Source organism: Paenibacillus endophyticus (assembly GCF_014192395.1).
Lineage (GTDB): Bacteria > Bacillota > Bacilli > Paenibacillales > Paenibacillaceae > Pristimantibacillus > Pristimantibacillus endophyticus.
The window spans coordinates 1-23,551 of the sequence record NZ_JACHXW010000003.1 but is presented as its reverse complement, the minus strand read 5'-3'; the positions used below and the strand labels follow the sequence as shown (position 1 = coordinate 23,551).

The 23,551-nt window shown below is 47.1% G+C and carries 18 protein-coding genes and 1 other RNA gene; 15 read left to right on the top strand and 4 right to left on the bottom strand.

Annotated elements, in window-relative coordinates:
* The first annotated feature begins 97 nt into the window (after positions 1–97).
* The 4 genes from FHS16_RS05575 (at position 98) to rnpB (ending at position 3,312) form a co-directional block, all read left to right on the top strand.
* Positions 98–934 carry a hypothetical protein gene (locus FHS16_RS05575; protein WP_183559787.1) on the top strand — a complete coding sequence of 279 codons (837 nt, stop codon included), beginning with the start codon at positions 98–100 and terminating at the stop codon, positions 932–934.
* The gene (locus FHS16_RS05570) at positions 934–1,716 is read left to right on the top strand and encodes a tRNA (adenine(22)-N(1))-methyltransferase (protein ID WP_183559785.1); all 783 of its coding nucleotides are present in this window, start codon (positions 934–936) and stop codon (positions 1,714–1,716) included. Before FHS16_RS05575 ends, FHS16_RS05570 begins: the two co-directional genes overlap by 1 nt.
* The gene (locus FHS16_RS05565) at positions 1,683–2,804 is read left to right on the top strand and encodes a Nif3-like dinuclear metal center hexameric protein (RefSeq protein WP_183559783.1); all 1,122 of its coding nucleotides are present in this window, start codon (positions 1,683–1,685) and stop codon (positions 2,802–2,804) included. The genes FHS16_RS05570 and FHS16_RS05565 overlap by 34 nt, the downstream gene beginning before the upstream one ends.
* Before the next feature lie 100 nt (positions 2,805–2,904).
* Positions 2,905–3,312, top strand: an RNA gene (rnpB, locus tag FHS16_RS05560) — RNase P RNA component class A.
* Between the two features lie 62 nt (positions 3,313–3,374).
* On the opposite strand, the gene FHS16_RS05555 is transcribed toward rnpB, so the two are convergent.
* Positions 3,375–5,219, bottom strand: coding sequence for a S8 family peptidase (locus tag FHS16_RS05555; RefSeq protein WP_183559776.1), 1,845 nt, complete (start codon positions 5,217–5,219; stop codon positions 3,375–3,377).
* 183 nt (positions 5,220–5,402) lie between these two features.
* On the opposite strand from FHS16_RS05555, the gene FHS16_RS05550 reads away from it, so the two are divergent.
* From FHS16_RS05550 to FHS16_RS05540, 3 genes are read left to right on the top strand one after another with little or no spacing between them, the layout of a single operon-like run.
* Complete coding sequence (locus FHS16_RS05550) at positions 5,403–5,903, top strand: YpuI family protein (protein ID WP_183559774.1); 501 nt, start codon at positions 5,403–5,405, stop codon at positions 5,901–5,903.
* A gap of 53 nt (positions 5,904–5,956) precedes the next feature.
* On the top strand, positions 5,957–6,169 hold the full coding sequence (locus tag FHS16_RS05545; RefSeq protein WP_183559772.1) for a DUF1540 domain-containing protein: 213 nt from the start codon (positions 5,957–5,959) through the stop codon (positions 6,167–6,169).
* A gap of 6 nt (positions 6,170–6,175) precedes the next feature.
* A complete protein-coding gene (locus FHS16_RS05540) occupies positions 6,176–6,592 on the top strand; it encodes a hypothetical protein (protein WP_183559770.1) in 417 nt (138 codons plus the stop codon).
* Between the two features lie 147 nt (positions 6,593–6,739).
* Here FHS16_RS05540 and FHS16_RS05535 read toward each other — a convergent pair whose 3' ends face one another.
* On the bottom strand, positions 6,740–7,369 hold the full coding sequence (locus FHS16_RS05535) for a GTP pyrophosphokinase (protein WP_183559768.1): 630 nt from the start codon (positions 7,367–7,369) through the stop codon (positions 6,740–6,742).
* A gap of 164 nt (positions 7,370–7,533) precedes the next feature.
* Here FHS16_RS05535 and FHS16_RS05530 point away from each other — a divergent pair, with 164 nt between their 5' ends.
* Both FHS16_RS05530 and FHS16_RS05525 read left to right on the top strand, forming a co-directional pair.
* Complete coding sequence (locus tag FHS16_RS05530; protein ID WP_183559766.1) at positions 7,534–8,322, top strand: ABC transporter ATP-binding protein; 789 nt, start codon at positions 7,534–7,536, stop codon at positions 8,320–8,322.
* Positions 8,313–10,637: an alpha/beta hydrolase family protein gene (locus FHS16_RS05525; RefSeq protein WP_183559764.1), complete on the top strand. Its 2,325-nt coding sequence runs from the start codon at positions 8,313–8,315 to the stop codon at positions 10,635–10,637. The genes FHS16_RS05530 and FHS16_RS05525 overlap by 10 nt, the downstream gene beginning before the upstream one ends.
* A gap of 54 nt (positions 10,638–10,691) precedes the next feature.
* Here the strand turns inward: FHS16_RS05525 and FHS16_RS05520 are convergent, their stop codons facing one another.
* A complete protein-coding gene (locus FHS16_RS05520; RefSeq protein ID WP_183559762.1) occupies positions 10,692–11,408 on the bottom strand; it encodes a queuosine precursor transporter in 717 nt (238 codons plus the stop codon).
* A 233-nt stretch (positions 11,409–11,641) separates the two neighbouring features.
* On the opposite strand from FHS16_RS05520, the gene helD reads away from it, so the two are divergent.
* Complete coding sequence (gene helD, locus FHS16_RS05515; protein ID WP_183559760.1) at positions 11,642–13,969, top strand: RNA polymerase recycling motor HelD; 2,328 nt, start codon at positions 11,642–11,644, stop codon at positions 13,967–13,969.
* Between the two features lie 2 nt (positions 13,970–13,971).
* Here the strand turns inward: helD and FHS16_RS05510 are convergent, their stop codons facing one another.
* Complete coding sequence (locus FHS16_RS05510; RefSeq protein ID WP_183559757.1) at positions 13,972–14,865, bottom strand: helix-turn-helix domain-containing protein; 894 nt, start codon at positions 14,863–14,865, stop codon at positions 13,972–13,974.
* A gap of 696 nt (positions 14,866–15,561) precedes the next feature.
* On the opposite strand from FHS16_RS05510, the gene glgB reads away from it, so the two are divergent.
* From glgB to FHS16_RS05485, 5 genes are all read left to right on the top strand, one after another.
* The gene (gene glgB, locus FHS16_RS05505; protein WP_183559755.1) at positions 15,562–17,469 is read left to right on the top strand and encodes a 1,4-alpha-glucan branching protein GlgB; all 1,908 of its coding nucleotides are present in this window, start codon (positions 15,562–15,564) and stop codon (positions 17,467–17,469) included.
* Positions 17,470–17,485: 16 nt separating this feature from the next.
* Complete coding sequence (locus FHS16_RS05500) at positions 17,486–18,652, top strand: glucose-1-phosphate adenylyltransferase (RefSeq protein WP_183559753.1); 1,167 nt, start codon at positions 17,486–17,488, stop codon at positions 18,650–18,652.
* Complete coding sequence (glgD, locus tag FHS16_RS05495; RefSeq protein ID WP_183559751.1) at positions 18,649–19,761, top strand: glucose-1-phosphate adenylyltransferase subunit GlgD; 1,113 nt, start codon at positions 18,649–18,651, stop codon at positions 19,759–19,761. Before FHS16_RS05500 ends, glgD begins: the two co-directional genes overlap by 4 nt.
* Before the next feature lie 109 nt (positions 19,762–19,870).
* Entirely contained in the window at positions 19,871–21,337 is a 1,467-nt protein-coding gene (gene glgA, locus FHS16_RS05490) for a glycogen synthase GlgA (RefSeq protein WP_183559749.1), read from the top strand.
* Positions 21,319–23,304 (top strand): glycoside hydrolase family 15 protein, encoded by a 1,986-nt coding sequence (locus FHS16_RS05485; RefSeq protein ID WP_183559747.1) that lies wholly within the window; start codon positions 21,319–21,321, stop codon positions 23,302–23,304. Before glgA ends, FHS16_RS05485 begins: the two co-directional genes overlap by 19 nt.
* Positions 23,305–23,551 lie beyond the last annotated feature (247 nt).

Here is a 23,551-nt window from a genome sequence, read left to right as displayed (position 1 = left end):
TCTGCTCTTGCAGCAAGGTCTTTTTTCTAAAGAACGGGCCTCATACAACTTATAATTAGATATAGGCCAATCGGGACCGAAGGGACAGCGAAATACGATGAATGAGGATCGTCGGCAAATTATCGTGAAAGAAATTGATCATTGGAGACGCAGCAAGCTGCTTCCAGATCAATACTGTGACTTTCTGCTGAATTTATATGCTGATCAAGATACGATCCATACAAACAAAGTTCAGCAAAATACAGTGGGAAAAGCAATTGCTGCTGTGCAAAAAGCAACGGGAATGCAATGGTTCCTTACATTTGGTACTTTTACCTTAATTTCCTTTGTTGTGCTTTATTTTAACGAATTTCATCCGCTATTGCAAATGGCTGTTGTGGCGCTTGGAACGGTTGTTTTTTTACGCATCGGACAACGTCTGAGAGGGCGTAACGAAGCAGCTGGATTATCAATCACAAGCACTGGCATGCTGCTCCTCCTTGGGGGAGGATTATACATGCTGAATTACCATGGACTAGACCATTGGGGCTGGCGAACTGGCCTGCTCGCTTTTAGCGCAATCTTTTGGATTACATACGGAATTGCAGCACGTATACCGGCCTTGCATTTTAGCGGCTGGCTTGCGGTTGTTCTTGTATACGCTTGGCTTCTATCGGAGTTTACGGCAGATTCCAAGTGGTATGAAATACAGCTATACTGGCTGCCGATCGCCTGTTTGTTTGGTTGGGGCAGTTGGTTTATGCATCGATGGTCAAAAGCTGTATCGGCAGTGCTCTTTGTGACTTGCTCGCTAGTTTGGTTCATGCCGGAGCTATATGCCGTGATGTTCGCTGATGTAATGGCTTGGCTGCAGCTGCAGCTAATCATTAAAATCGCGATTGGCGGCGGCTTGTTATTTTTAATGCGAAAACGATGGATGGTGTGGGTTGTATAATGTTGAAATTATCAAAACGTCTGCAGAAGATTGCGGATTATGTAACGATTGGGAATCGAGTAGCTGATATCGGCTCGGATCATGCCATGCTTCCCGTTTATCTGCTTCAGGCGAATGTGTCGCCTTCTGCCATTGCTGGAGAGCTTAATCGCGGACCATACGAGGCAGCTAGAAAGCAAGGGGCGGATGCAGGCTTAACGGCACGTCTGACCGTTCGCCAAGGAGATGGGCTCAGCGTGCTGCTTCCAAATGAAGCGGAGACGGTTACGATAGCCGGCATGGGCGGAAGCTTAATGAGTGATATTCTTGAAGCGGGTTATGCTGCTGGAAAGCTTGAAGGAGTAACGGAGCTTGTGCTGCAGCCGAATGTAGGCGAGGAGCTCGTGCGCAAATGGCTGCTGAAGCATAATTGGTTTCTTAAATCGGAAAGCATTCTCGAAGAGGATGGGAAGATTTATGAAGTTCTGCATGCTGTTCGCATCAATGATGCAGAGAAACGCAACCATGAATTGTATCATTCGGGCAACAAACAAATGACGCTTGGAGTAGAACAATGGTTTCTAATTCAACTTCAAATGGGACCATATTTGCTGCGTCAGCCTCAGCAGGTTTTGTTCAGGAAATGGCAGCATGAGCTTAACAAGCTGGAGCGGATTTGCGGGCAGCTCGCGACGTCTGAGCTGCCCGAATCGGCCATAAAGCGGGATCAGTTTCTGGCCGAAATGAATGTGATTAAGGAGGTTTTGCAATGTTTGCGAACGGACAATCCGTCATCCAGCTAATGGAGCAGCTTGCACCGAAGCATTATGCGGTTGAGAATGACAAAATCGGCCTGCAGCTGGGCACATTAAATAAACCGATTACAAAAGTTTTGGTTGCATTGGACGTTACGGATGCAGTTGTCGAGGAAGCCATTGAAACAGGGGCAGAGCTCATCATCGCACATCATGCGATTATTTATCGTCCACTAGCCAAGCTGGATACTTCAACGGCAGCTGGGAAATTGTACGAGAAGCTCATCAAAAATGATATTGCGGTCTATATTTCACATACTAATCTGGATGTTGCGGACGGCGGGATCAATGATTGGATAGCTGACCTTGTCGGCATTATGCCGGAAGGCAGACAATCCTTGGAAGAGGTCCATACGGATAAATTATACAAGCTGGTTGTGTTTGTTCCCGAAAGCCATCATGAGCAGGTTTTAGAGGCTGTTTGGCGCTCGGGAGCAGGCACAATTGGCAGCTATAGCAATTGCAGCTTCAATATGAAGGGTACGGGCACCTTTGTTCCCGGACCGGGTACAGAGCCTTATATCGGGTCACAGGGCAAGCTTGAACGAACGGAAGAAATAAGAATCGAGACGATTGTTCCGTACAGCGTACACCGCAAGACAGTGCAAGCGATGCTGAAAGCTCATCCGTATGAAGAAGTGGCCTATGATTTATATCCGGTTGATTTGAAGGGTAGATCCTTCGGACTCGGACGTGCAGGCAAGCTGCTGGCACCCTTGACGCTTGGTGAACTTGCTGAACGAGCGAAGGAGGTTTTCGATGTTCCAGCCGTACGCGTCGTCGGAAAGCTTGACCGAGTGATCCGGAAGGCTGCCGTGCTTGGAGGCTCTGGCTCGAGATATGTAAGGCATGCAATCTTCGCCGGAGCTGACGTATTGGTGACGGGAGATATCGATTATCATACGGCGCATGATGCGCTTGCAGCAGGCATTTCGATTATTGATCCCGGCCATAACATCGAAAAGGTCATGAAGCACAAGGTAGCAGAGTGGCTGAATGAACAGCTTGCAGACAGCAAATCTGAAACCAAGGCTATTGCATCAACCTTGCATACAGAGCCCTTTATTTTCATTTGAAAAGCTGTGCATCCATGAGATGCGCGCAACGATTTGAATATGGTAATCGTTTGAGGGTTGAGCTTTTGCCCGATTGCTTGTATACTTAACGATGCCACGGAAAGTTTGACAGACAATCGCTGGCGGCCTTTGTTGCCGCGAGAGGAAAGTCCGGGCTCCGCAGGGCAGGATGCTGGATAACGTCCAGTCAGCGCGAGCTGAAGGATAGTGCCACAGAAATGGACCGCCGATGGCCGGCTTTATGCCGGTACAGGTAAGGGTGGAACCGTGGTGTAAGAGACCACGAGGAGCATAGGTGACTATGTTCCTGGTAAACCCCATCTGGAGCAAGACCGAGAGGACGCCGCAGCCCCTAAGCTGCAGCCTTAGCCTGAGGCGCGTCCGGGTTGGTTGCTGGAGCCGCATAGCAATGTGCGGCCTAGATAGATGATTGTCGCTTCATCGTGGGAGGGTCGTTCCCGTTTGGACCACCAGAAGTACAGAACCCGGCTTACGGCAAACTTTCCGCACGACTTTATAACTAACAAAGAGCACCCATCGCATGCGACGGGTGCTTTATTGTGTCTATTTTTATTTCACCGGCTGCGATGCAATTCGCTCAAGCCGCCTTTTTACTTGGTCGGGATAAGTTTGCAAGGCTCCGCCGAACTTTGAAGCTGCTTGGAGCGCCCTCACGATATCGATCTCGCCGTAGCCGAAATAATCGTCCTTGCCTTTCGCGCCTAAGTCACTTGCCGATGTTCTCATAAGCTCCATCACTTCCTCATTTGACAATTCCGGATTGACGGAACGAATGAGACCAGCTAACGCAGCCACGTGCGGACTTGCCATGGATGTTCCAGATAACGCGGCATATTGGCTGCCAGGGTATGTGCTTGCGATGCTGTCGCCTGGAGCAGCCACGTCGATGTAATTGCCGTAGTTGGAGAATGACGCCTTTTCCTTATTGCTATCCGTGGCAGCAACAGCGAATACTTCCGGATAAGCGGCAGGGTAGCCTGGGCGATCCGTGTTGTCATTGCCGCTTGCAGCTATCATGACTACATCATGCTCATAGGCATATTTGATGGCATCATGCAGGAAATCAGCTTGCGCGTAGTTGCCGAGGCTCATATTAATCACTTTTGCCCCATGGTCTACTGCCCAAATAATGCCTTGTGCAACCGAATAGGTTGAGCCCGCTCCGCTGCTGTCCAGCACTTTGATCGGCATGATTTTGTTGTACCAGGATAATCCTGCCACGCCTTCGCTATTGTTAACGGTAGCGCCGATAATTCCCGAAACATGCGTGCCATGACCGACGTCATCGTCCGGTTCTGCTGTTTCATCAACGATGTTGATGCCTTTTGTTATTTTCCCTTTCAAATCAGGGTGGTTGCTTTGCACGCCAGTGTCGAGCACCGCAATAATGACCTCTTCATTGCCCTTGGATATATTCCAGCCTTTCTCGGTTTCAATGGAAGGCAGGTTCCATTGATATTCGGAGTATAAGGCGTCATTGGGAACGATGGAGGTGCTCTCATTGGTCATATACAAATAATGGGGCTCTGTATATTCGGTATTCCAAGTCTGTTTAAAATATTGAACGAGCTGGTCAGTCTCGATATTTCTCGATCGGAATATAAAGGTATCGCCAACCTGCTTCATGGATTCCGCGTTTATGTCTCTTTTGACACGTTCGAGCTCGTTTGGAGTCAAGGGTTTCGTGAAATGGACGACAACATCGCGGATATGATAATGACTGGCATTCCCGTTATCCTCGCCGCTGCGCACGGCCGTATCAATGGTTGAATTCGGTTTAACGGATTCAATCTTGTAATTTCCTTCAGCGGGGTAGGGAATTAATCGCAAGTTACGCATCTGATGCTGCTCAACGGATTTAAGAATGTCCTGCTTGATGACGCCTACTACGCCAATTCCGACATGCTTCGCATCCGGAACGCCAAGCACCATATAACGACTGCCATCCTTCGCGGTTACGGCATCGGATTCATATTTGGCCCCTTTGCTTACCTGAGCTTTTGCATCCTTTACATAGGCTTCTATTTGATTTTTATCCGTTTTGGGCAAAACACCACGATCTACGCTTCGTTTTCCCGAGATCCAGCTGATGTAGCTCATATGCATATGTTCATGCATCATATGCTGGATTTGCTGGCTGGCAGCTGCTTTGGAACCCATAGATGCATGCATGAGCTTTTGAAAATCTTTCGAGCACTCTGAGGCGCAGAGCATCGCCGTAGCTTTCAAGTCAGACTGTACGGCGGCTATTTTGAGCGTATGCTCCCGTTTGGCTGTGAAGCTTGAGGATTGCGGTTCTTTTTTGACTTCTTTAGGCGCGAATAAAGGAGTTGTAGGTATAAGCAGAGCTGCCAGGGCTAGAATGGTTAAAGCGCCAATCCATTTTCTAAGCATGTCGGAAACCTCCATTGATCGTTCTGAATTAGAGCAGATACTAATCTATAGGTTCGGGTTCCAAGGCTGAAAATATGCGAATGAATCCGTTAATCGCCAGTACCACTTCATTGTAATTTGTGGTACGATAATAATGATTGTAGTTTTTACGCGTGTTTGGATTATGAAAGGGGAACTACCTATATGCCAACTGCTAACGTCAAAGCGCTAACGGAATCAACTCGAACGAAGCTTAAAGATGCGGTTAATCAATTAGAGCCGTTTCTGAATAACAACGCTTTGCTCCAATTAACCAGTGAAGATAATGGGGAAGACGCTCAAAATTTCTACAAAGGCCTTTTATCCGATTTGAGACATTTATTGGTATTTTCTGAAGTCTCGGTTGAAAAGCTGGGAGTATTGCTCAGACGTCCCAATTTCGATACTGATTATGCGGAACGCGTGCTGTATGAAGTTTACCATCAATGCGTAAGCGCGTTTTTCTATCCGAAGAACGAGTGCTATTCCGAAGATGGCCGTTACGCCTATACGGGCCAGGATGCCATCCGGTTCCGCTTCAAGCCTACTCGCGAGTCCCGCGGCATCGTACTTAGCGTATCAAAAGTATTCGAGGAGCTGCGTGACGAGTTGTCTTATTACGAAAATGATTATATGACGCAGCGCCGCATGCAAGGACAAAAATAAGGCAGAATGAATCACCTCCACTCAGGGAAACTTGATAGTGGAGGTGATTTTTTATGCCGAAAGGCGTGTCATGTAGTGTAGCGAATTGCAGCTTCTGGAAAGAAGGCAACAACTGCGGTGCAGGTGCAATCAATATTGAAATCGATCAGCATGCAGGCGCCAATTTCAACGAAGAATTTGCTGGAGACGAGCTTGGCCTATTCCATCAAGATGAAGCCAAGCAATCCAAGTCCACGTGCTGCTTGACTTTCAAACCTAAGGAGTGATGATCGATGGGAAATTATGAAGACGATTATAAAAAATTGTTGGATGATCGAGATCGGTCGGCACGAACAAGCCATCCTGTTATGGGGACGGATCGCTTGCTTGACGTAAATGAAGAAATGGCTACAGATTTTGCAGTGGGAAATCCTGTTATGCAGACGGAGCGGAGAGAAGACCGGCATGTGGAGAGAGCGGAGCGGGCAGATACGAGAGCGGGCGGATATGCGCTTGGATGGGTATCGCTAGTTTTTGCGATTGCGTCATGGTTTATTTGGCCGGTATTGATGGGAGCTACAGCTACAGTGCTCGGCTATATGGCTTACCGGCAAGGCGCTCGCGGTCTCGGGGGTTGGTCTATGGCAATCGGACTTATAGCATTGGCATTGAATTTAATCATCGTTCCTCTTTATTACGCGATAACCTAACGGATCACAAGCGTAAAGGCTGAAGCCTTCCACTGGCGGCTAAGCTTACGTTTCGCGTAGAAATATAGAGAAAGTTGGCGAAATGATATACTTTCCTATATTTTAACAAAAGAAGCTCCGCCCATTTCCATGGGTCGGAGCTTCTTTTTATTTGAGCGCTTGCTCGCGATGCTTCTGCACTTCCACATTAAGCGCCAGCATTTGCCTGTCAAGGAGATGAATCATATCGGCTGAGCCTTTTAATTGCTCTTGAATATGTGGCGGAATTTGTTCATTGAATTTATAATAGATCTTATGCTCGAGGCTTGCCCAGAAATCCATCGCTATTGTACGGATTTGTATTTCAACGAGTACATTTTCTGTCCGATCCGTCAGAAAAACAGGAATTTCAATGAGTAAATGGATGCTTTGATAGCCGTTAGGCTTCGGGTTAATGACATAGTCCTTCAACTCGACAACGCGAACATCGCTTTGCTTGCTTATCATGTCCACGATCTGATAAATATCGGTCGAGAAGGAGCATATCACGCGTACGCCAGCAATATCTCGAATATGCTCTTTCGCGTCTTCCAGCGTGATCGGCAGTCCTTTGCGCTGCAGCTTCTGCATGACGCTCTCCGGAGCTTTAATTCGGGTTTTCATATGCTCGATTGGGTTGTAGTCATGTATAAATTGAAATTCTTCATTCAAAATATTAAGCTTCGTTTCTACGGCATCAAGCGCAAATTTATAAGTAAGAAAAAAATGAGCCCATTGCTTCAATTGGTTGGTTTTCATTAGCAAGTTCACTCCTGATATTACGAGTATGTATAGGCATAGGTAGAGTAAAAGACGACACGTTCCGTGCATGATTGGAATCGTTGTATTATAATAATGGTCGATATGATAATCGAAGTCAAATTTTTAGAGACAGCTATGGTCAATGAACAGGAGTGCTTACAATGATTATAGATATACAGAGCGTTTCATGGGAACGCAGCAGTGAACGGATTTTGAAGGATATACATTGGCAAGTGAAAAGCGGCGAGCATTGGTGTCTGCTAGGGCTTAATGGCTCTGGCAAGACGACACTTTTAAATATGATCAACGGGTATATTTGGCCAACTGAAGGAAAGATGTCGGTTCTTGGCAAGACATTCGGAGAATTTGATTTGCGCGAGCTAAGAAAAAGCATTGGCTGGGTAAGCACTTCTCTGCAGCAGAAATTGTATGGCAGTGAAACCGCTCTGAAAATCGTGCTTAGCGGGAAGTTCGCTACGATTGGCCTGTACGATCATACGGATGCGGGGGATCAAAAAAAAGCAGAAGAATTGATGGAATCATTGGGCTGCACGGCTTTAATAAACCGAACTTACGATACGCTCTCGCAAGGGGAGAGGCAGCGCATTTTAATCGCAAGAGCGTTGATGGCATCGCCAAAGCTGCTCATACTGGACGAGCCGTGTACCGGTCTAGATGTGTTTGCGAGGGAACAATTACTGCATATGGTTGCTTCCGTAGCCAAAGAAGACGATTCGCCGACGATCATTTACGTTACCCATCATGTTGAAGAGATATTGCCTTGTTTTACAAAAACGCTGCTGATCAAGGAAGGACAAGTGTTTGCGGCTAATGATACATCCGAGGTGCTGACGTCTGACTTAATGAGCGAGTTTTTCTCTGTACCAGTCGAGATTGATCGCCGAGAAGGCCGGAGCTGGCTAACCGTGAAAGGAGCACAATGGAATTAGAATCGCAAGTCCCTGAACAGCCTGTGCATCATTATGCGGAACCACCGATAAGCAGACGGAAAAGAACGTATGCTTGGATAAAATCGAGATTTGCTGCGCGGAACGAACGTAACGGATACAGTTCGCGCGTCGCTAAGGGTAGCCTTGTTTTTTTTGCATCGCTGGCTATGCTTGCAGCAGTGCTTGGCATGCCGACCGGCTTTGGTATAGGAATTGATATTCTTGTCTTCTTATCGGTTAATTTCATTGCAATGAGTGTGGCTGTCGAGTTGGTTTCGTTTCTATTTGCCCTTATGTACGTACCGCTGCCGCGAAAACTGATGGCGGCATTCATCTATGCAGCCGTGGAAACTTATTTAATTTTATATTTCGCGGAGTTTGGCATCATAATGGCTATTTTATTTTCCGTTATTTTTACATTGATCGGCTTAGGGATGGGGTATTTGCTGGCGCTGTTCATGCATCTAAAAATAAGGCCAATCAACAAAGCAGCGATTGGACTGTTATTTGCTGCAGCGTTCGTTATTACCTATACAGCTGCTGATTGGACGGGGCCAGCAGCAACCCCTCAGCGCGAGCTTGCCGAGGCAAGCGGTATTGTCCTGCCGGATGCGGTGAACCCTGCCGAGAAAGGCGCATATGCGGTTCAAGCCTTCACATATGGCAGCGGATATGACAAGCATAGGAAGATGTTCGGCGAGAATATAGATATCCAATCAGTTCAAGTCGATGCATCTTCATACATTACGAAATGGTCAAAGCTGAAAACATGGTTTTGGGGATTTGATGAGCGAGAGCTTCCGCTTAATGGGCGTGTCTGGATGCCGAAAGGCGACGGCCCCTTCCCATTAACGCTTATCGTCCATGGGAATCATCTCATGGAGGACTTCTCGGATGGCGGTTATGGTTATCTAGGCGAGCTGCTTGCAAGCAAAGGCATCATTGCGGTGTCCGTAGATGAGAATTTCTTGAATTATTCCGTTTGGTCAGGAATCCCGAACAATGATATGAAGGTAAGAGCATGGGTACTGCTCAAGCATTTGCAGCAAATCAAGTCGTTTCACGCAGCGCAAGGAAATCCACTGTCAGGTCAAGTTGATTTTGGTCAGGTTGCATTGATTGGCCATTCAAGAGGCGGACAAGCCGTGGCTATGGCCGCTGATGCTGATCGGTGGTTCAGCAAGGATCAAACACTTGACAGTTTAAGCGATATTGCGATTCAGTCCGTTGTCGCCATCGCTCCGACAGATAAGCAGGTAGACGATAAATCGGCACGATTGTCAGGCGTTAATTATTTGACGCTGCAGGGAGCAAGAGACGCTGACGTAAACAACTTTTATGGCGACCGCCAGTATGGACGCACAACCTTTTCAAACGATTCAAATCGGTTTAAGGCGGCATTATATATAGCTGATGCGAACCACAGCCAGTTTAATTCAGCGTGGGGAAGAATGGATGAACGACCGCCGGGCGGGTTGTTTTTGAATCGCAAAGAGCTGCTGCAAGCGGATGAGCAGCGTCTTATTTCCAAGGTGTACGTATCAGCGTTTCTGCAGGCGACGCTGCTAGGTGAGTCCAGCTACAAGCCTCTATTTGCCGATTACCGCTACGGGCTGGCATGGCTGCCAGAAACATCGTACAGTAACCGATACGAGGCATCGGACTTTGAGGCTGTCACGCGTTATGACGACGGACAGGGGAAAACGCTGCTAAAAAGCGGGGGTATGGCTGCTGTTTCGGGCATGACTAATTGGAATATTACAGCTGCTGAGGATCGAGACGGCAATAACAAAGGAACGAAAGGCATGGAACTCGAATGGGATGCAGCGGGCGCGCAATATGAGCTTGAGCTCCCTGTGCATACAAGATTACAAGACGATGATACAACCAGGACTAAGCTTGTTTTCTCGATGGCAAACTTGGAGCGTGATATAATGGCTGAGAAGATTGCTGACGCTTCTGAAGCCGTTGACGGGGACCAATCCCATGTGAGCGAGCTTCCGCCGCTGCCTGCTGTTGAAATTGAAGTTACGACCTCCGAGGGCGAGCGTGCAGAGGTAGAACTAGCAGAACTTATGCCGGTTACGCCGCCAGCATACACCTCGTTCATGACATATTCTTGGCTTGAAGATCGTATGAAAAATAAAAAATATAAGGAGTCAACGGAGCCTGTGTTTCAAACGTTCACCTTGCCGTTGGAACAATTCGGCACAGATAATACGACAATTGCCGTGAATGAAATTAAAACGATCACGTTCCGTTTCTTGGACGGTCCAGGCAAAATTATGCTGGATGACATTGGATTCGCGCCTTAAGCAGAATGGAGACAAAGCGGGATGCCTGGCAGTAGGCATCCCGCTTTTCCAACCTTATGGGGTTTTATCATCTCGGAAAACAAAGCCTCTTGCCGCATAAAGAAATGGCGTTGAGCAAATCGAAACGATAAATTTGATGACATAGGTCGACAGGAAAATCGAAAGCCATAGCTTGCTGTCATAGCCAGGCGCCCCTGCAAAAGCAATCGTGCAAAAAATAAACGTATCCACTAACTGGCTAACCGCCGTGCTGCCGTTATTGCGAATCCATAGTTGGTTAGGGGCAGGACATACTCGCTTAAGAAACGAATAAATCCTTACATCCAGAAACTGGCTTACGAAATAGGCGCAAAGGCTGGCGAGTGCGATACGCGGCATTAGACCGAATAAGGTTTCGAGCGCGCTTTGCACTTCGAGTGGAAACGGTTCGTTTAACGGATTAAAGAGGAGAGCCATCTGCATAATAATGGTCGTGGCAACCAGCGTGAAAAAACCGAACCAGACCGCTTTTTTGGCAGCTTTCTCCCCGTACTTCTCGTTCAACAAGTCCGAAGCCAAATAAATGGTGCCATACATCGTATTGCCAAGCGTAATGGCAATGACGATGCCAAAAGCATGGATATCAACGGTTTTGACGACCTGGATATTGGCAAGCACGGTTGCCATGCCGATCCAAGCGTAGATGCCTATCCGACCGAAAAAACGATAGGAAAGCAAAAATAATGAAAAATGCACGAGCATAAAAATCGCGCCAAACCACAAGTTAAACATGCTGCTTTGTTACCTCCTAGTTTTGATAACGCGGGAGTTTGCGAACCGCGGATTGCATTAAGTCGATATTGGTTACTTCCATTTCTGCCTTTGTCATTATAAACGGTCTGATCAGCCTCGGCAATAGTTTTTGCCGCATTTCATTGATCGGCAGAAGATGGTAAAATGGATGATACCGTTTTGAAGGCGAACGAATTATCCAAAAGCATAACAAATCCGTAAGGAGTGATTTCGTGACGAATATTAATAAGGAACGAACGATAGAGCAGCAGCGCGTCGATCAAGTGACGGAAGTCATTCGAGCTCGAATTGAGGATTTCCAAGCACAGGTAGGCGGCATGCGTGACGATATCGTGGACATACGACGTAATTTTTGGGATGACGTAACGTTGAATTTCGAGGATGCAGCGGAATCTGCTGAATCGCATGCGAGCATGAAGCAGCAAGCGGAGGTGCTCTCGGAGCGGGAACGCAGCCATCGCCATATCGAGGAACAGCTGAAAACGTTGTTGAAGCTCGAACACTCCCCCTATTTCGGAAGGATTGACTTAGCGGAGGAGGGGCAAGAAAAGGCAGATCCCATTTACTTGGGAGTGGGCTCTCTGCTTGATGACAGCGGATATGAATATCTCATCTATGACTGGCGCGCACCCGTCTCCAGCCTTTATTACGACTCAGGGCCTGGACCAGTTGCGTACGAAACGCCAAGCGGGAAAATCAAGGGTGAGATGACACTTAAGCGTCAATTCATCATTCGCGACGGTCAAATCCGTAGTATGTTCGATACCGGTGTCACCATTGGCGATGAGCTGCTGCAGGAGGTGCTCGGCAAGCAGTCTGATGCTCAAATGAAAAGCATTGTAGCGACAATCCAGCGCGAGCAAAACCAAATTATCCGTAATGAACGGGCAAGGCTGCTGATTGTCCAGGGAGCTGCAGGAAGCGGGAAAACGTCAGCAGCGCTGCAGCGTGTCGCCTATTTGCTCTATCGTTACCGAGGCATTCTTCAAGCGGATCAAATTGTTCTTTTCTCCCCAAACCCTATGTTCAACAGCTACGTCGCAACCGTACTGCCTGAGTTAGGCGAGCAAAATATGCAGCAAACGACGTACCAGCAATATTTGGAGCATAGGCTGGGCAAAACGTTTGCACTTGAAGATCCATTTTCCCAAATGGAGTATACCCTAGCAGAAACCAATGATCCGGGCTATGAGGCGAGAATCGACGGCATTACGTATAAATCGGGCGTTTCGTTCATGCATTTGATTGACAGCTATGCTGCTGGACTTAGTGAGGCCGGTCTCTCTTTCAAAGCGATCACCTTTAAGGGACGTACTTTAATTAGCGAAGAGGCGATTAAAGAGCAATTCTATAAGCTGGACCGGACGGTATCTATCGGCAATCGAATGCGGCTAACCGCGGAATGGATGCTGAAGGAGCTGACGAGGCTCAGCCGAGAGGAACGCGAGCAGGATTGGGTGCATGAGGAGATCGAGCTGCTCGATCAGGAAGCATACGCGAAGGCCTTTGATGAATTGCAGCGAAAAAATCGGTTTGCCGGCAATTCTTTCGATGATTTTGATGCGGAGCGGGACTTTTTGGCAGCGATGGTCGTGCAGGCGAAATTCAAAAAGCTGAGAAAACGCGTGAAGCGATTGCTCTTCTTAGATGTTCCGGTGATCTATAAGCGCTTGTTCGAATCCGATGCGGCAACGTATAAGCAAGCGTTGGATGGTTCGCACGAGCTTCCGGAAAACTGGGCGGATATTAGCGAGCAAACGCTGGCTAAGCTTAATAGCGGTGAAGTTTTGTATGAGGATGCGACGCCTTATTTATATCTAAAAGAAAAGCTAGAAGGTTTTCATACGAATACGCTTGTGAAGCACTTGTTCATTGACGAGGCTCAGGATTATTCGCCTTTCCAATATCATTATCTCAAGCGCATATTCCCAAATTGCAAAATGACCGTCCTAGGGGATCTCAATCAGTCGATATTCGCGCATGCGGTATCAGGGAACGGTTTTGATCCGTTAGCGGATCTATTCAGCGAGGAAGAAACTGAAAAAATCATTTTGGCACGAAGCTATCGTTCTACCCGGCCGATAGTAGCATTCACAAGCAAGATGATCGAAGGCGGAGACCTTATCGAGCCATTCAATCGTGATGGAGAAGAACCGACGATTACGAAGGTGGAAGATGAGACGCAAATCGCAAGCGAGGTATACAGCCGTGTCAACAAGCTGGTGGATACGGGCTATTCATCAATAGCCGTTATTTGCAAAACAGCGGCAGAGGGCAAACGCATGCACACTGCTTTGCTGGCTTATTTGCCAAGCGTCAGGTTAATCGAAAAAGAAACCGTCACATTCGAGAAAGGCATTATCGTCATCCCATCATATTTGGCTAAAGGTGTGGAGTTTGATGCCGTTATTATCGGAAACGCCAATCAAGAGCATTATGGACGCGAAAGCGAACGGAAATTGTTCTACACCGCTTGTACAAGGGCGATGCATGAGCTGCATCTCCTGTACACAGATGAGCTTACTACCTTTATCCGGTAGTTTTATTTTCTGACCTCTGACCAAATTTCTTGCACGTCCACTTGAAGCTCCGAAGCGATCAGCTCTGCTGTGAGTCTTTGGGGCTTTACTATTTTGCCATTGCGCAGCTTAGATATCGTTTGAATGGAAATGCCCGTTACCGTGGACAAATGGCCGGCTGTCATGTCTCGTTTGGCCATCCATATGCGAAGCTTCAACGAAGCGTCAATTTGATCGTCGACTGGCTTCAAATCCCATATTACAAACGCGAACTCATGCGCTTCGCCGAATCCGTCCACAATCGGGGCGAAAGTGACGGAGAGCTCCAATTCAATTCCGCTAAGCTTGCTAGTCTTGAGCGTTAAGCTTCGTTCTTTCTTAAGCAGGTAGGTTTCCTGAATGATTTTCATAATTTTCACATGCTCGGAATCATCTATGAATTGCATAAGCGTTTCATTTTGCATTTTTTGATCGGGTTCAAATAATAGGGGAGCTAAGCTATCTCTCAAAAAACGGATATGCTGCTGACGGTCTACGATGCCGCTGATCAATACTTTGTTTTTCTCCGCTTGCTGCTCGATCCATTTGTAGGGGGTCAAATTTTCGAAAATAACAAAGGAACAGGTACAGCCATCCTCCGGGCAAGCCGGCAATGGCTGCTGGTCAACGCGGACGGATATTTGTTGATTTAGTTTCGTTTGCAGAATTACTTCGCTTTTTACAACCTGAATCGTAGTGTCGATATTGTATTTTTGAAGTAGATATCTGCCGTTTTTGGACTGAAGTTCCTCGAGAGTATAACCAGAAAGTCTTAGAAATGCCTGATTGGCGTCTACGATCCGGACATCAAGTTCATTCTGACTCATGATGAGCATAGGCTGATGAAGCAATTGAAAGACTTGACTGTAAATCGACAAATATAAATCCTCCTCTTATTTCCATTTTTCTACCTAATTATCAATTAAAAGTATAAAATAGACGATCACAACAAACAAGTACGTGATTTTGGCATTTTCGTACATGTTTCAGAATGGGCTTTTTGGTTTAATTAATTAAACTCGGTAGCTTAAAGTATACCTACACGGTGTATATGGCGTTTAATTTAGTCTAAACCGCCTGAAACAAACGTACAGCAGGCTTTATTCTATTTCATTTTCCCGATAATATGATAGCAGATAGACATAGCAATCAGAAATTATCTAAATGGCAACACTCAGGGGGACTGAACATGAATTATTGCAGCATAGAAAACTGTCTGAAGCCAATCAAAGCGAAAGATTTATGTGCGATGCACCACCAACGGTTACTTAGGCACGGAGATCCCAATACGGTCAGACCTCGTAGAGTAAAGCAGGTCTCTAACTGCAAATGGGTAAACTGCACTAATGCATCAATAACGAAGGGGTTCTGTGCAAAGCACTATTATATCCAACGTGTTATGGGACCAAGTCAGAGTAATGTCACTTAATCTGACACGGAATAAAAAATACTGTCGAATTCTATGAAAACGACTGTGTTTTTTTCACCAAACCATGTATAATATGGATAAAGTATAGCACGCTCTGCTGATTCTGACTCGTCATTGATCATCCAACAGGGGGTGAAACCAAAGAATGGTTCAAACGGCATCAAACGGGCTTTCGCACAAGGACTTATATTTGTTTAATCAAGGCACTTCCTACCACAGCTACCGTTTTATGGGTGCTCACCTCGTACGAGTGGACGGTACAGACGGCGTTCGTTTTACAGTCTGGGCTCCACAAGCAGCAAAGGTCCGAGTGATCGGCGGTTTCAACGAATGGACAGGTACTATGCATGAGATGGAAAGAATCGATGAAACGGGCATTTTTTCATTGTTCATCGCTAACATCGGAGAAGGCGAATTGTATAAATACGAGATCGTCACGCCGGATGGCAGCATGATTAGAAAGGCCGATCCATTCGCTTTCTTCGCTGAGCGACGACCGGGTACAGCTTCTATCGTGACAAGCTTAAGCGGGTATAAGTGGAAGGACTCCACGTGGAACAAGAAAAAAAAGAAGCTTCCCGCCTACACTAACCCGCTGCTTATCTATGAAGTTCACGCCGGCTCTTGGAAAATCAAAGGAAAAGAAGACTTTTTTACGTATGAAGAACTGGCAGATGATCTTATTCCCTACGTCGCAGAAATGGGCTATTCGCATATTGAATTGATGCCAATCGCAGAGCATCCTTTTGATCAATCATGGGGCTACCAGATTACGGGGTTTTATGCCGTGACGAGCCGCTATGGTACGCCAAAGCAGCTGATGCGTTTCGTAGACAAATGCCATCAATCCGGAATAGGCGTTATTTTGGATTGGGTTCCCGGCCATTTCTGCAAAGACGACCACGGCTTGCGCCTGTTTGACGGTACGCCCATCTTTGAAGGTGCGGATGCCAAACGTGCCGAGAAGCCGCTATGGGGAACGCTTGCTTTCGATTTCGGCAAGGAAGAAGTCGTCAGCTTCCTCATTTCGAATGCGATGTACTGGATGGAAATGTATCATATTGACGGTTTGCGTGTAGACGCTGTTGCCAGCATGATTAATCTGCACATGGATAAACCGCCCGAAATGCATACATACAACTACTTAGGCGGCCCAGACAATCTGGATGCTCTCCGCTTCATCAAGAAGCTCAATGAAACCGTGTTTCATTATTACCCCGATACGCTTATGCTTGCTGAGGATTCATCCGCATGGCCTGCCGTAACGGCACCGACCTACAAAGGCGGCCTCGGATTCAATTTTAAATGGAATATGGGCTGGATGAACGACATGCTGCGCTATATGGAGCTTGATCCGTCCGAACGCTCAAACCACCACCATCTCATCACATTTTCGCTCCTTTATGCTTTTTCTGAAAATTACGTTCTACCCCTCTCGCACGACGAGGTTGTGCACGGAAAACGTTCACTATTGAACAAAATGCCTGGCAGCTACGAAGAGAAATTCGCCCAATTGAGGCTTTTTTATGGTTTTTGGATGACCCATCCAGGCAAGAAGCTTTTATTCATGGGCAGTGAATGGGGCCAGTTTGACGAATGGAAGGACGGCGATATGTTGGACTGGATGCTGCTGGAATACGAAATGCATAACAGCATGCATCATTACGTCAAAACGCTAAACCGCCTGTACGTTGACCAAGCCTCGCTTTGGGAGCGGGACAGCGAACATGACAGCTTTGAATGGATTGACGTTCATAATGCGGAGCAATCCGTCATATCCTTTATCCGCCGCGGCAATTCGAGCTTTACTATCGTTCTTGCCAATTTCTCTAGGAATGACTACGGAGAATTTCGTATCGGCGTTCCAGAGCCAGGTGCTTATCGCTCTTTAATGAATAGCAACGACAAGCAATTTGGCGGAACGGAATCACTTGTACAGAAGAGCTACAATAGCGAACGGGTATCTTGGCACGGACACGAACAAAGCATTACGCTTCATTTACCCCCCTTGGCATTCCTGTTCATCACCTTAGAATCGGGGAACACACTTTGAGAGGGAGTTGATGTCCATGGGCCGTAAAGAAATGATCGCTATGCTGCTCGCAGGCGGAGAAGGTAAAAGATTAGGCGTGCTTACGAAGGATTTGGCGAAGCCAGCTGTTTATTTTGGCGGGAAATACAGAATTATCGACTTCACTTTGAGCAACTGTGCGCATTCAGGAATTGATACTGTAGGCGTGCTTACCCAATATCAACCGCTTGAGCTTAACCGTTATTTGGGCATCGGGAGCCCTTGGGGACTCGATAGAAGGGACGGGGGAATGACGATATTGCCGCCGTTCATGAAGCAAAAAGGCGGCGTATGGTACAAAGGAACCGCGAATGCCATTTATCAGAATATGTCCTTCATTGAGCCCTATAATCCGGAGTATGTCCTTATTATTTCTGGCGATCACATTTACAAAATGGACTATGAATTGATGCTCCAGCATCATAAGCGCTCTGGCGCCGATGTTACTATTGCCGGCATCGAGGTCGACTGGAAGGAAGCAAGTCGATTTGGCGTCATGCACATTGATGATGAGGATCGTATCACGGCGTTCGAAGAAAAACCGAAAAATCCAACGAGCAATATCGCTTCCATGGGCGTTTATATTTTCACTTGGTCTGAGCTGCAAAAATATTTGATATACGATGAAGCAAGCCGCACATCAAGCCATGATTTCGGCAAGGATCTGATCCCAGCAATGATGCGGGATGGAAAACGGCTGCATTCCTACCCGTTCAAGGGTTATTGGAAGGATGTCGGTACGATCGAAAGTCTATGGGAAGCGAATATGGATCTTCTTGCTGATGAACCTCCTTTGGAGCTCGCGGATGATGAATGGAGAATATACTCCGTAAATCCCAATCAGCCAGCTCAGCATATTGGAGCGCATGCCGAGGTTTCTGCTTCTTTAATTACGGAAGGGTGTTTAATCGAAGGCAGCGTAGATCGATCCGTATTGTTCTATGGGGTCAAGGCTGGCAAAGATACGGTTATTTCGGAATCCGTTGTTATGCCGAACGTGAGAATCGGTGAAGGCGCGCGCATTTATCGGGCTATTATAGGCGAGGGTGCGGTCATTCAGGCCGGTGTCACAATCGGAAGCCCGGATGATAATGCCATTACGGTTATCGCTGTGGATCAATATGTAACGAACGATCATTTGCTGCAGGAGGTGGAGCACTCATGAAACATAAAGTCATGGGCGTCATTAATTTAATCCATGAGACGGATGAACTGGAGCGTTTAACGCAAGGCCGCTGCCTCGCAACCGTTCCATTTGGCGCCAGATACCGCCTCATCGATTTCGTGCTGTCAAGCATGGTCAATTCCGGCATTTCGAAAGTAGCCGTGTTTGCGCATACCAAATATCGTTCGCTGATGGACCACCTTGGATCGGGCAAGCATTGGGATTTGCAGCATCGTCAAAGCGGTTTATTCGTTCTACCGCCTGCAACGGATGATATTCAAGAAATTAGCCGCGGTGATTTATATCATTTCTATCAACAACGTGATTATTTCAATCGCGCTGCACTAGATTACGTGGTTATTACACGCAGCCATATGGTATGCAATATCGACTTTGAGAAAGTCATTCAGTTCCATTTGGAGCGCGAAGCTGACATTACGGTTGTCTGCAAGCAGCAGCATGATTTACTCACCGGCAAAGCCAGAAAGGTGAAAATGGACGACGAAAGCCGCATAACGGCAATTCAGGACCATTACGGCCGTATGGCAAGCGACATCAACTCCATGGAGATGTATGTCATGCGGAAGGATCTGCTTATGGAGCTGGTAGAAACCTCACTGGCACAAGGGCAGGATCATCTCGTTCGGCATGCTATTTTCTCAAGACTGGATCAATTAAAGGTATTCGGATACATGTACGAGGGTTACTTAGGCGTAGTCAATACGATTGGCAGCTATTATCGCAACAATATGAATTTGTTAGACCCGGATATCTGGAAGGAGCTTTTCTATCAACCTGGGCCTATATTCACAAAGGTCAAAGATGAGCCTCCTGCACGTTACTTAGGAAGCTCCAAAGTAACGAATTCGTTAATCGCTAACGGCTGCCGGATTGAAGGCACTGTCGTCAACAGCATTCTGTTCCGAGGAGTACATGTTCAGAAGGGGGCTATCGTAAGCAACAGCATCGTCATGCAAAACGGCATTATTGGCGAGGACAGCTTTTTGCAGCACAGCATTTTGGACAAGGATGTTCGGGTTGAAGCCGAGAGGGATATACGAGGAGCGGCAAGCTCGCCGTTTTTAGCTGGGAAACGAAAAATCATTTAAATTTATATATGGCCGCGAATAATGCTATACACCGTGATAGGAAATAGATCGCTGTTTCTGATTGGGTTGATGCATTGCTGATGCGGCGTCCATAAGAAAGGAGAATCCTATGAACATTTTGTTCGCAACCTCTGAAGCGGTACCGCTTGCGAAGACAGGCGGACTTGCCGATGTTGCAGGGGCGCTCCCTAAGGCGCTGAACAAGCGGGGCGTTGATACCAGAGTCGTATTACCGAAATATGATGAGATTCCGGCTGCGCTAATCGGGCAGTTTGAGCAGGTCGCTCATTTTACGGTTTCGTTCAGCTGGCGCAATCAATATTGTGGCTTGCTAAGGGCAGAGTTTGATGGTGTGATCTATTATTTAATCGATAATGAGCATTATTTCAAGCGCAAAGGTTTGTATGGCTATGGCGATGACGCGGAACGATTCGTGTTTTTCTGCTTTGCGGTGATGGAGGCTGTGCGGTATATGGATTTCCATCCAGATATCGTGCATTGCCATGATTGGCAAACGGGATTAATCCCCTTTTTGCTCAAAACAAGATATTATTACGATCCGGCGTGGGCATATACGAAGTCGGTATTCACCATCCATAACTTGAAATATCAAGGATTGTTCGGCATTGACTTGCTCATGGATTTGCTTGGCGTCGGATATGACATGTTCCAGGCCGATAGCTTGGAATTCCATGGCGCAGGGAGCTGCATGAAGGGCGGACTCGTATATGCCGACAAGCTGACAACGGTTAGCAGCACGTATGCGGAAGAAATTCAAACCGAATATTTCGGCGAGAAAATGGACTCTCTGCTCCGATACCGTTCCCAGGATTTGATCGGCATTGTGAATGGCATCGATGATGAATTGTTCGATCCAATGAACGACAGAGCACTTGAGGTACCTTACCGCGATTCGCTAAGCCGGAAACGCAAGAACAAAGTCGAGCTCCAGCGGGAGTTGGGACTTCCGCTATCGGAGGATATCCCGCTTGTCGGTATTGTGTCCCGTTTAGTCGAGCAGAAGGGATTCGATCTAATTGCAGCAACGCTTGAGGAGCTGCTGCTGCAAGAGGATGTGCAGTTTGTACTGCTAGGAGCAGGCGACGCGAAATACGAGCAGTTTTTTAATGACATGACCTACCGCTATCCAGACAAATTCAAAGTATGGATTGGCTATGATGATCGACTTGCCCGCAGAATTTACGCAGGCTCGGATATATTCGCAATGCCTTCACAATTCGAGCCATGCGGTTTAAGTCAGCTTCTGGCGCTGCGCTACCGATCCGTACCGGTTGTTCGCGAGACAGGCGGACTAAAGGACACGGTACAAGCCTACAACGAATATACTGGCGAAGGAAACGGCTTCAGCTTTGCGAATTACAACGCGCATGATTATATGTACACCATGCGCAGAGCACTTGCTCTGTATCGCAATGAGGAAGTCTGGAAGCAAATCGTGAGTAACGGCAGTAATGAAGATTACAGCTGGAATCGCTCCGCCAAAGCCTATATATCCGTTTACTCACAACTCTTAGCGCATCGAAAGGAGAAAGAATCATGGCCCGTCATCTTGTAATCGGCAACGGAAAGATGCTCCTTAATTTGGATCAGCACTGTTACATTCGGGATATATATTATCCTTTTGTTGGACAGTTAAATCACGTAGGCGGTCAATATTGCCGTTTAGGCGTTTGGGTTGAGGGTGCTTTTAGCTGGCTGGATGAGCCGGAGTGGAAGTTTGATTTGGATTATATCGATGATTCGCTAGTTACGAATATTACAGCTAAGCATGAGGGATTAGGCATTGAGCTTCATATGAATGACGGCATTCATCAACGGGAATGCATTTATATCAAACGGGTTGTAATCCGCAACAAGTCTGATGTCACGAAAGAGGTTCGATTGTTTTTTCATCAAGACTTAATGATCGATGGCTCTGAGGTGGGGGATACAGCAGTGTATTATCCGGAAAACCATACGCTGTATCATTACAAGCGGAACAATTATTTCATGTTCAACGGTTTTTCGGATGAAGGCGGCATGACGCAGTATTCTACCGGCATCAAAAGGTTTCATTCTGCAGAGGGTACGTGGCGCGACGCTGAAGACGGCGTATTGATGGGCAATTCAATAGCACAGGGCTCGGTTGACAGCACGATCAGCTTCCGTACGCTCGTCCCGCCGCATAATGAAAAAACGATTTACTATTGGATGTCAATCGGCCAAAACCTCGTAGAGGTGAAGGAGCTGAACCAATACGTACAGGATAACCATCCGGAAAAGCTGCTTAGCCGCATGGTGGTATACTGGAAGCATTGGCTAAGCAGAGCAGAATCGGATCTTGGTGATTTGCCGCATGACGTTGTAAAAATGTTCAAACAAAGCCTGCTCCTCGTCCGTACGCAAGTAGATGAGCGCGGAGCCATATTAGCTGCGAATGATACGGACATCCTGCAATATAACCGCGATCATTATAGCTATATGTGGCCGCGTGACGGCGCATTAATCGCGGATGCGATGTCAATGGCAGGATATCAGAGCGTTATTGCACCGTTTTTTCATTTCTGCGCGCAAGCCTTGTCGCCCGATGGCTACCTGTACCATAAATACAATCCAGACGGAACAGTGGGATCGAGCTGGCATCCTTATATCGTACAGGGAAGCAGGCGATTGCCGATTCAAGAGGATGAAACAGCGCTTGTCCTGTTCGCCTTGTGGAAGGATTATTCGAGGAATCAAGTCATTGAGCTGCCGCAATCCTTATACAGCAACCTCATTCGAAAGGCTGCTGCTTTCTTAAGCTCTTATATTGAGCCCTCGCTGTCTCTGCCGAAGCCGAGCTATGATTTGTGGGAGGAGCGGTACGGGATATGGACATACACCGTGGCATCCGTTTATGGCGGGCTGATGGCTGCTTCATATTTCACGGACCTGTTCGGTGATTATGAACGGAGCGATCACTACAAAAGTACGGCTGAAATGATTAAGCAAGGGATGATCACCCATTTGTGGGATGAGGAAACGGGAAGATTCGCTCGCGGCCTAATCCAGAAGGATAATCGCTGGGTGAAGGACATGACGCTGGAGAGCAGCTTATTCGGTGTGTTGGAGTTCGGTGTACTGCCGGTTGATGATTATCGCGTCGTGCAGACGATGCTTGCAATCAAGGAAGGCCTGCAGGTCAAAACGCATATCGGCGGTATTGCCAGATATACGAATGATTATTACTTCCAGCAATCCGGAGAAATCGATAAGGTGCCGGGGAATCCTTGGATTATTTGTACGCTCTGGGTGGCTAACTTTGAGATTGATTCTGCGAAATCGCTTGAAGAGCTCGAAGGACCGCGCCAAACCTTGCAATGGGTGTCAGATCATGCTTTGCAAAGCGGCATGCTGCCTGAGCAGTTAAATCCGTATGACGGATCGCCGCTATCCGTAGCACCGCTAACTTGGTCTCATGCAACAGTTGTTCACAGCGTAAGCAAATATGCGGAGAAATACAAGCAGCTCCGTTTGGAGAAGGAAGCGAATAAAGACACTTAGCATGTCCATTTAGGACTAACAAGTTAAGAGCCCGTATGCTGTTTTATTGAGCATACGGGCTCTTTTTGTTATGCCTGATAGGAAAGGGAGACTGCTGCGTGAATGAAAAGAACGTTTTTACTTGACGGATTGTAAAATGAAGTGCGACACCTAAAAAACAAAAGGCCCATGAAGGCTTCGTGTAAAATGGAAGTTACCACACCACCATTTTGTACAGGAGAAACCAACATGAGCTACTCCCATCTTA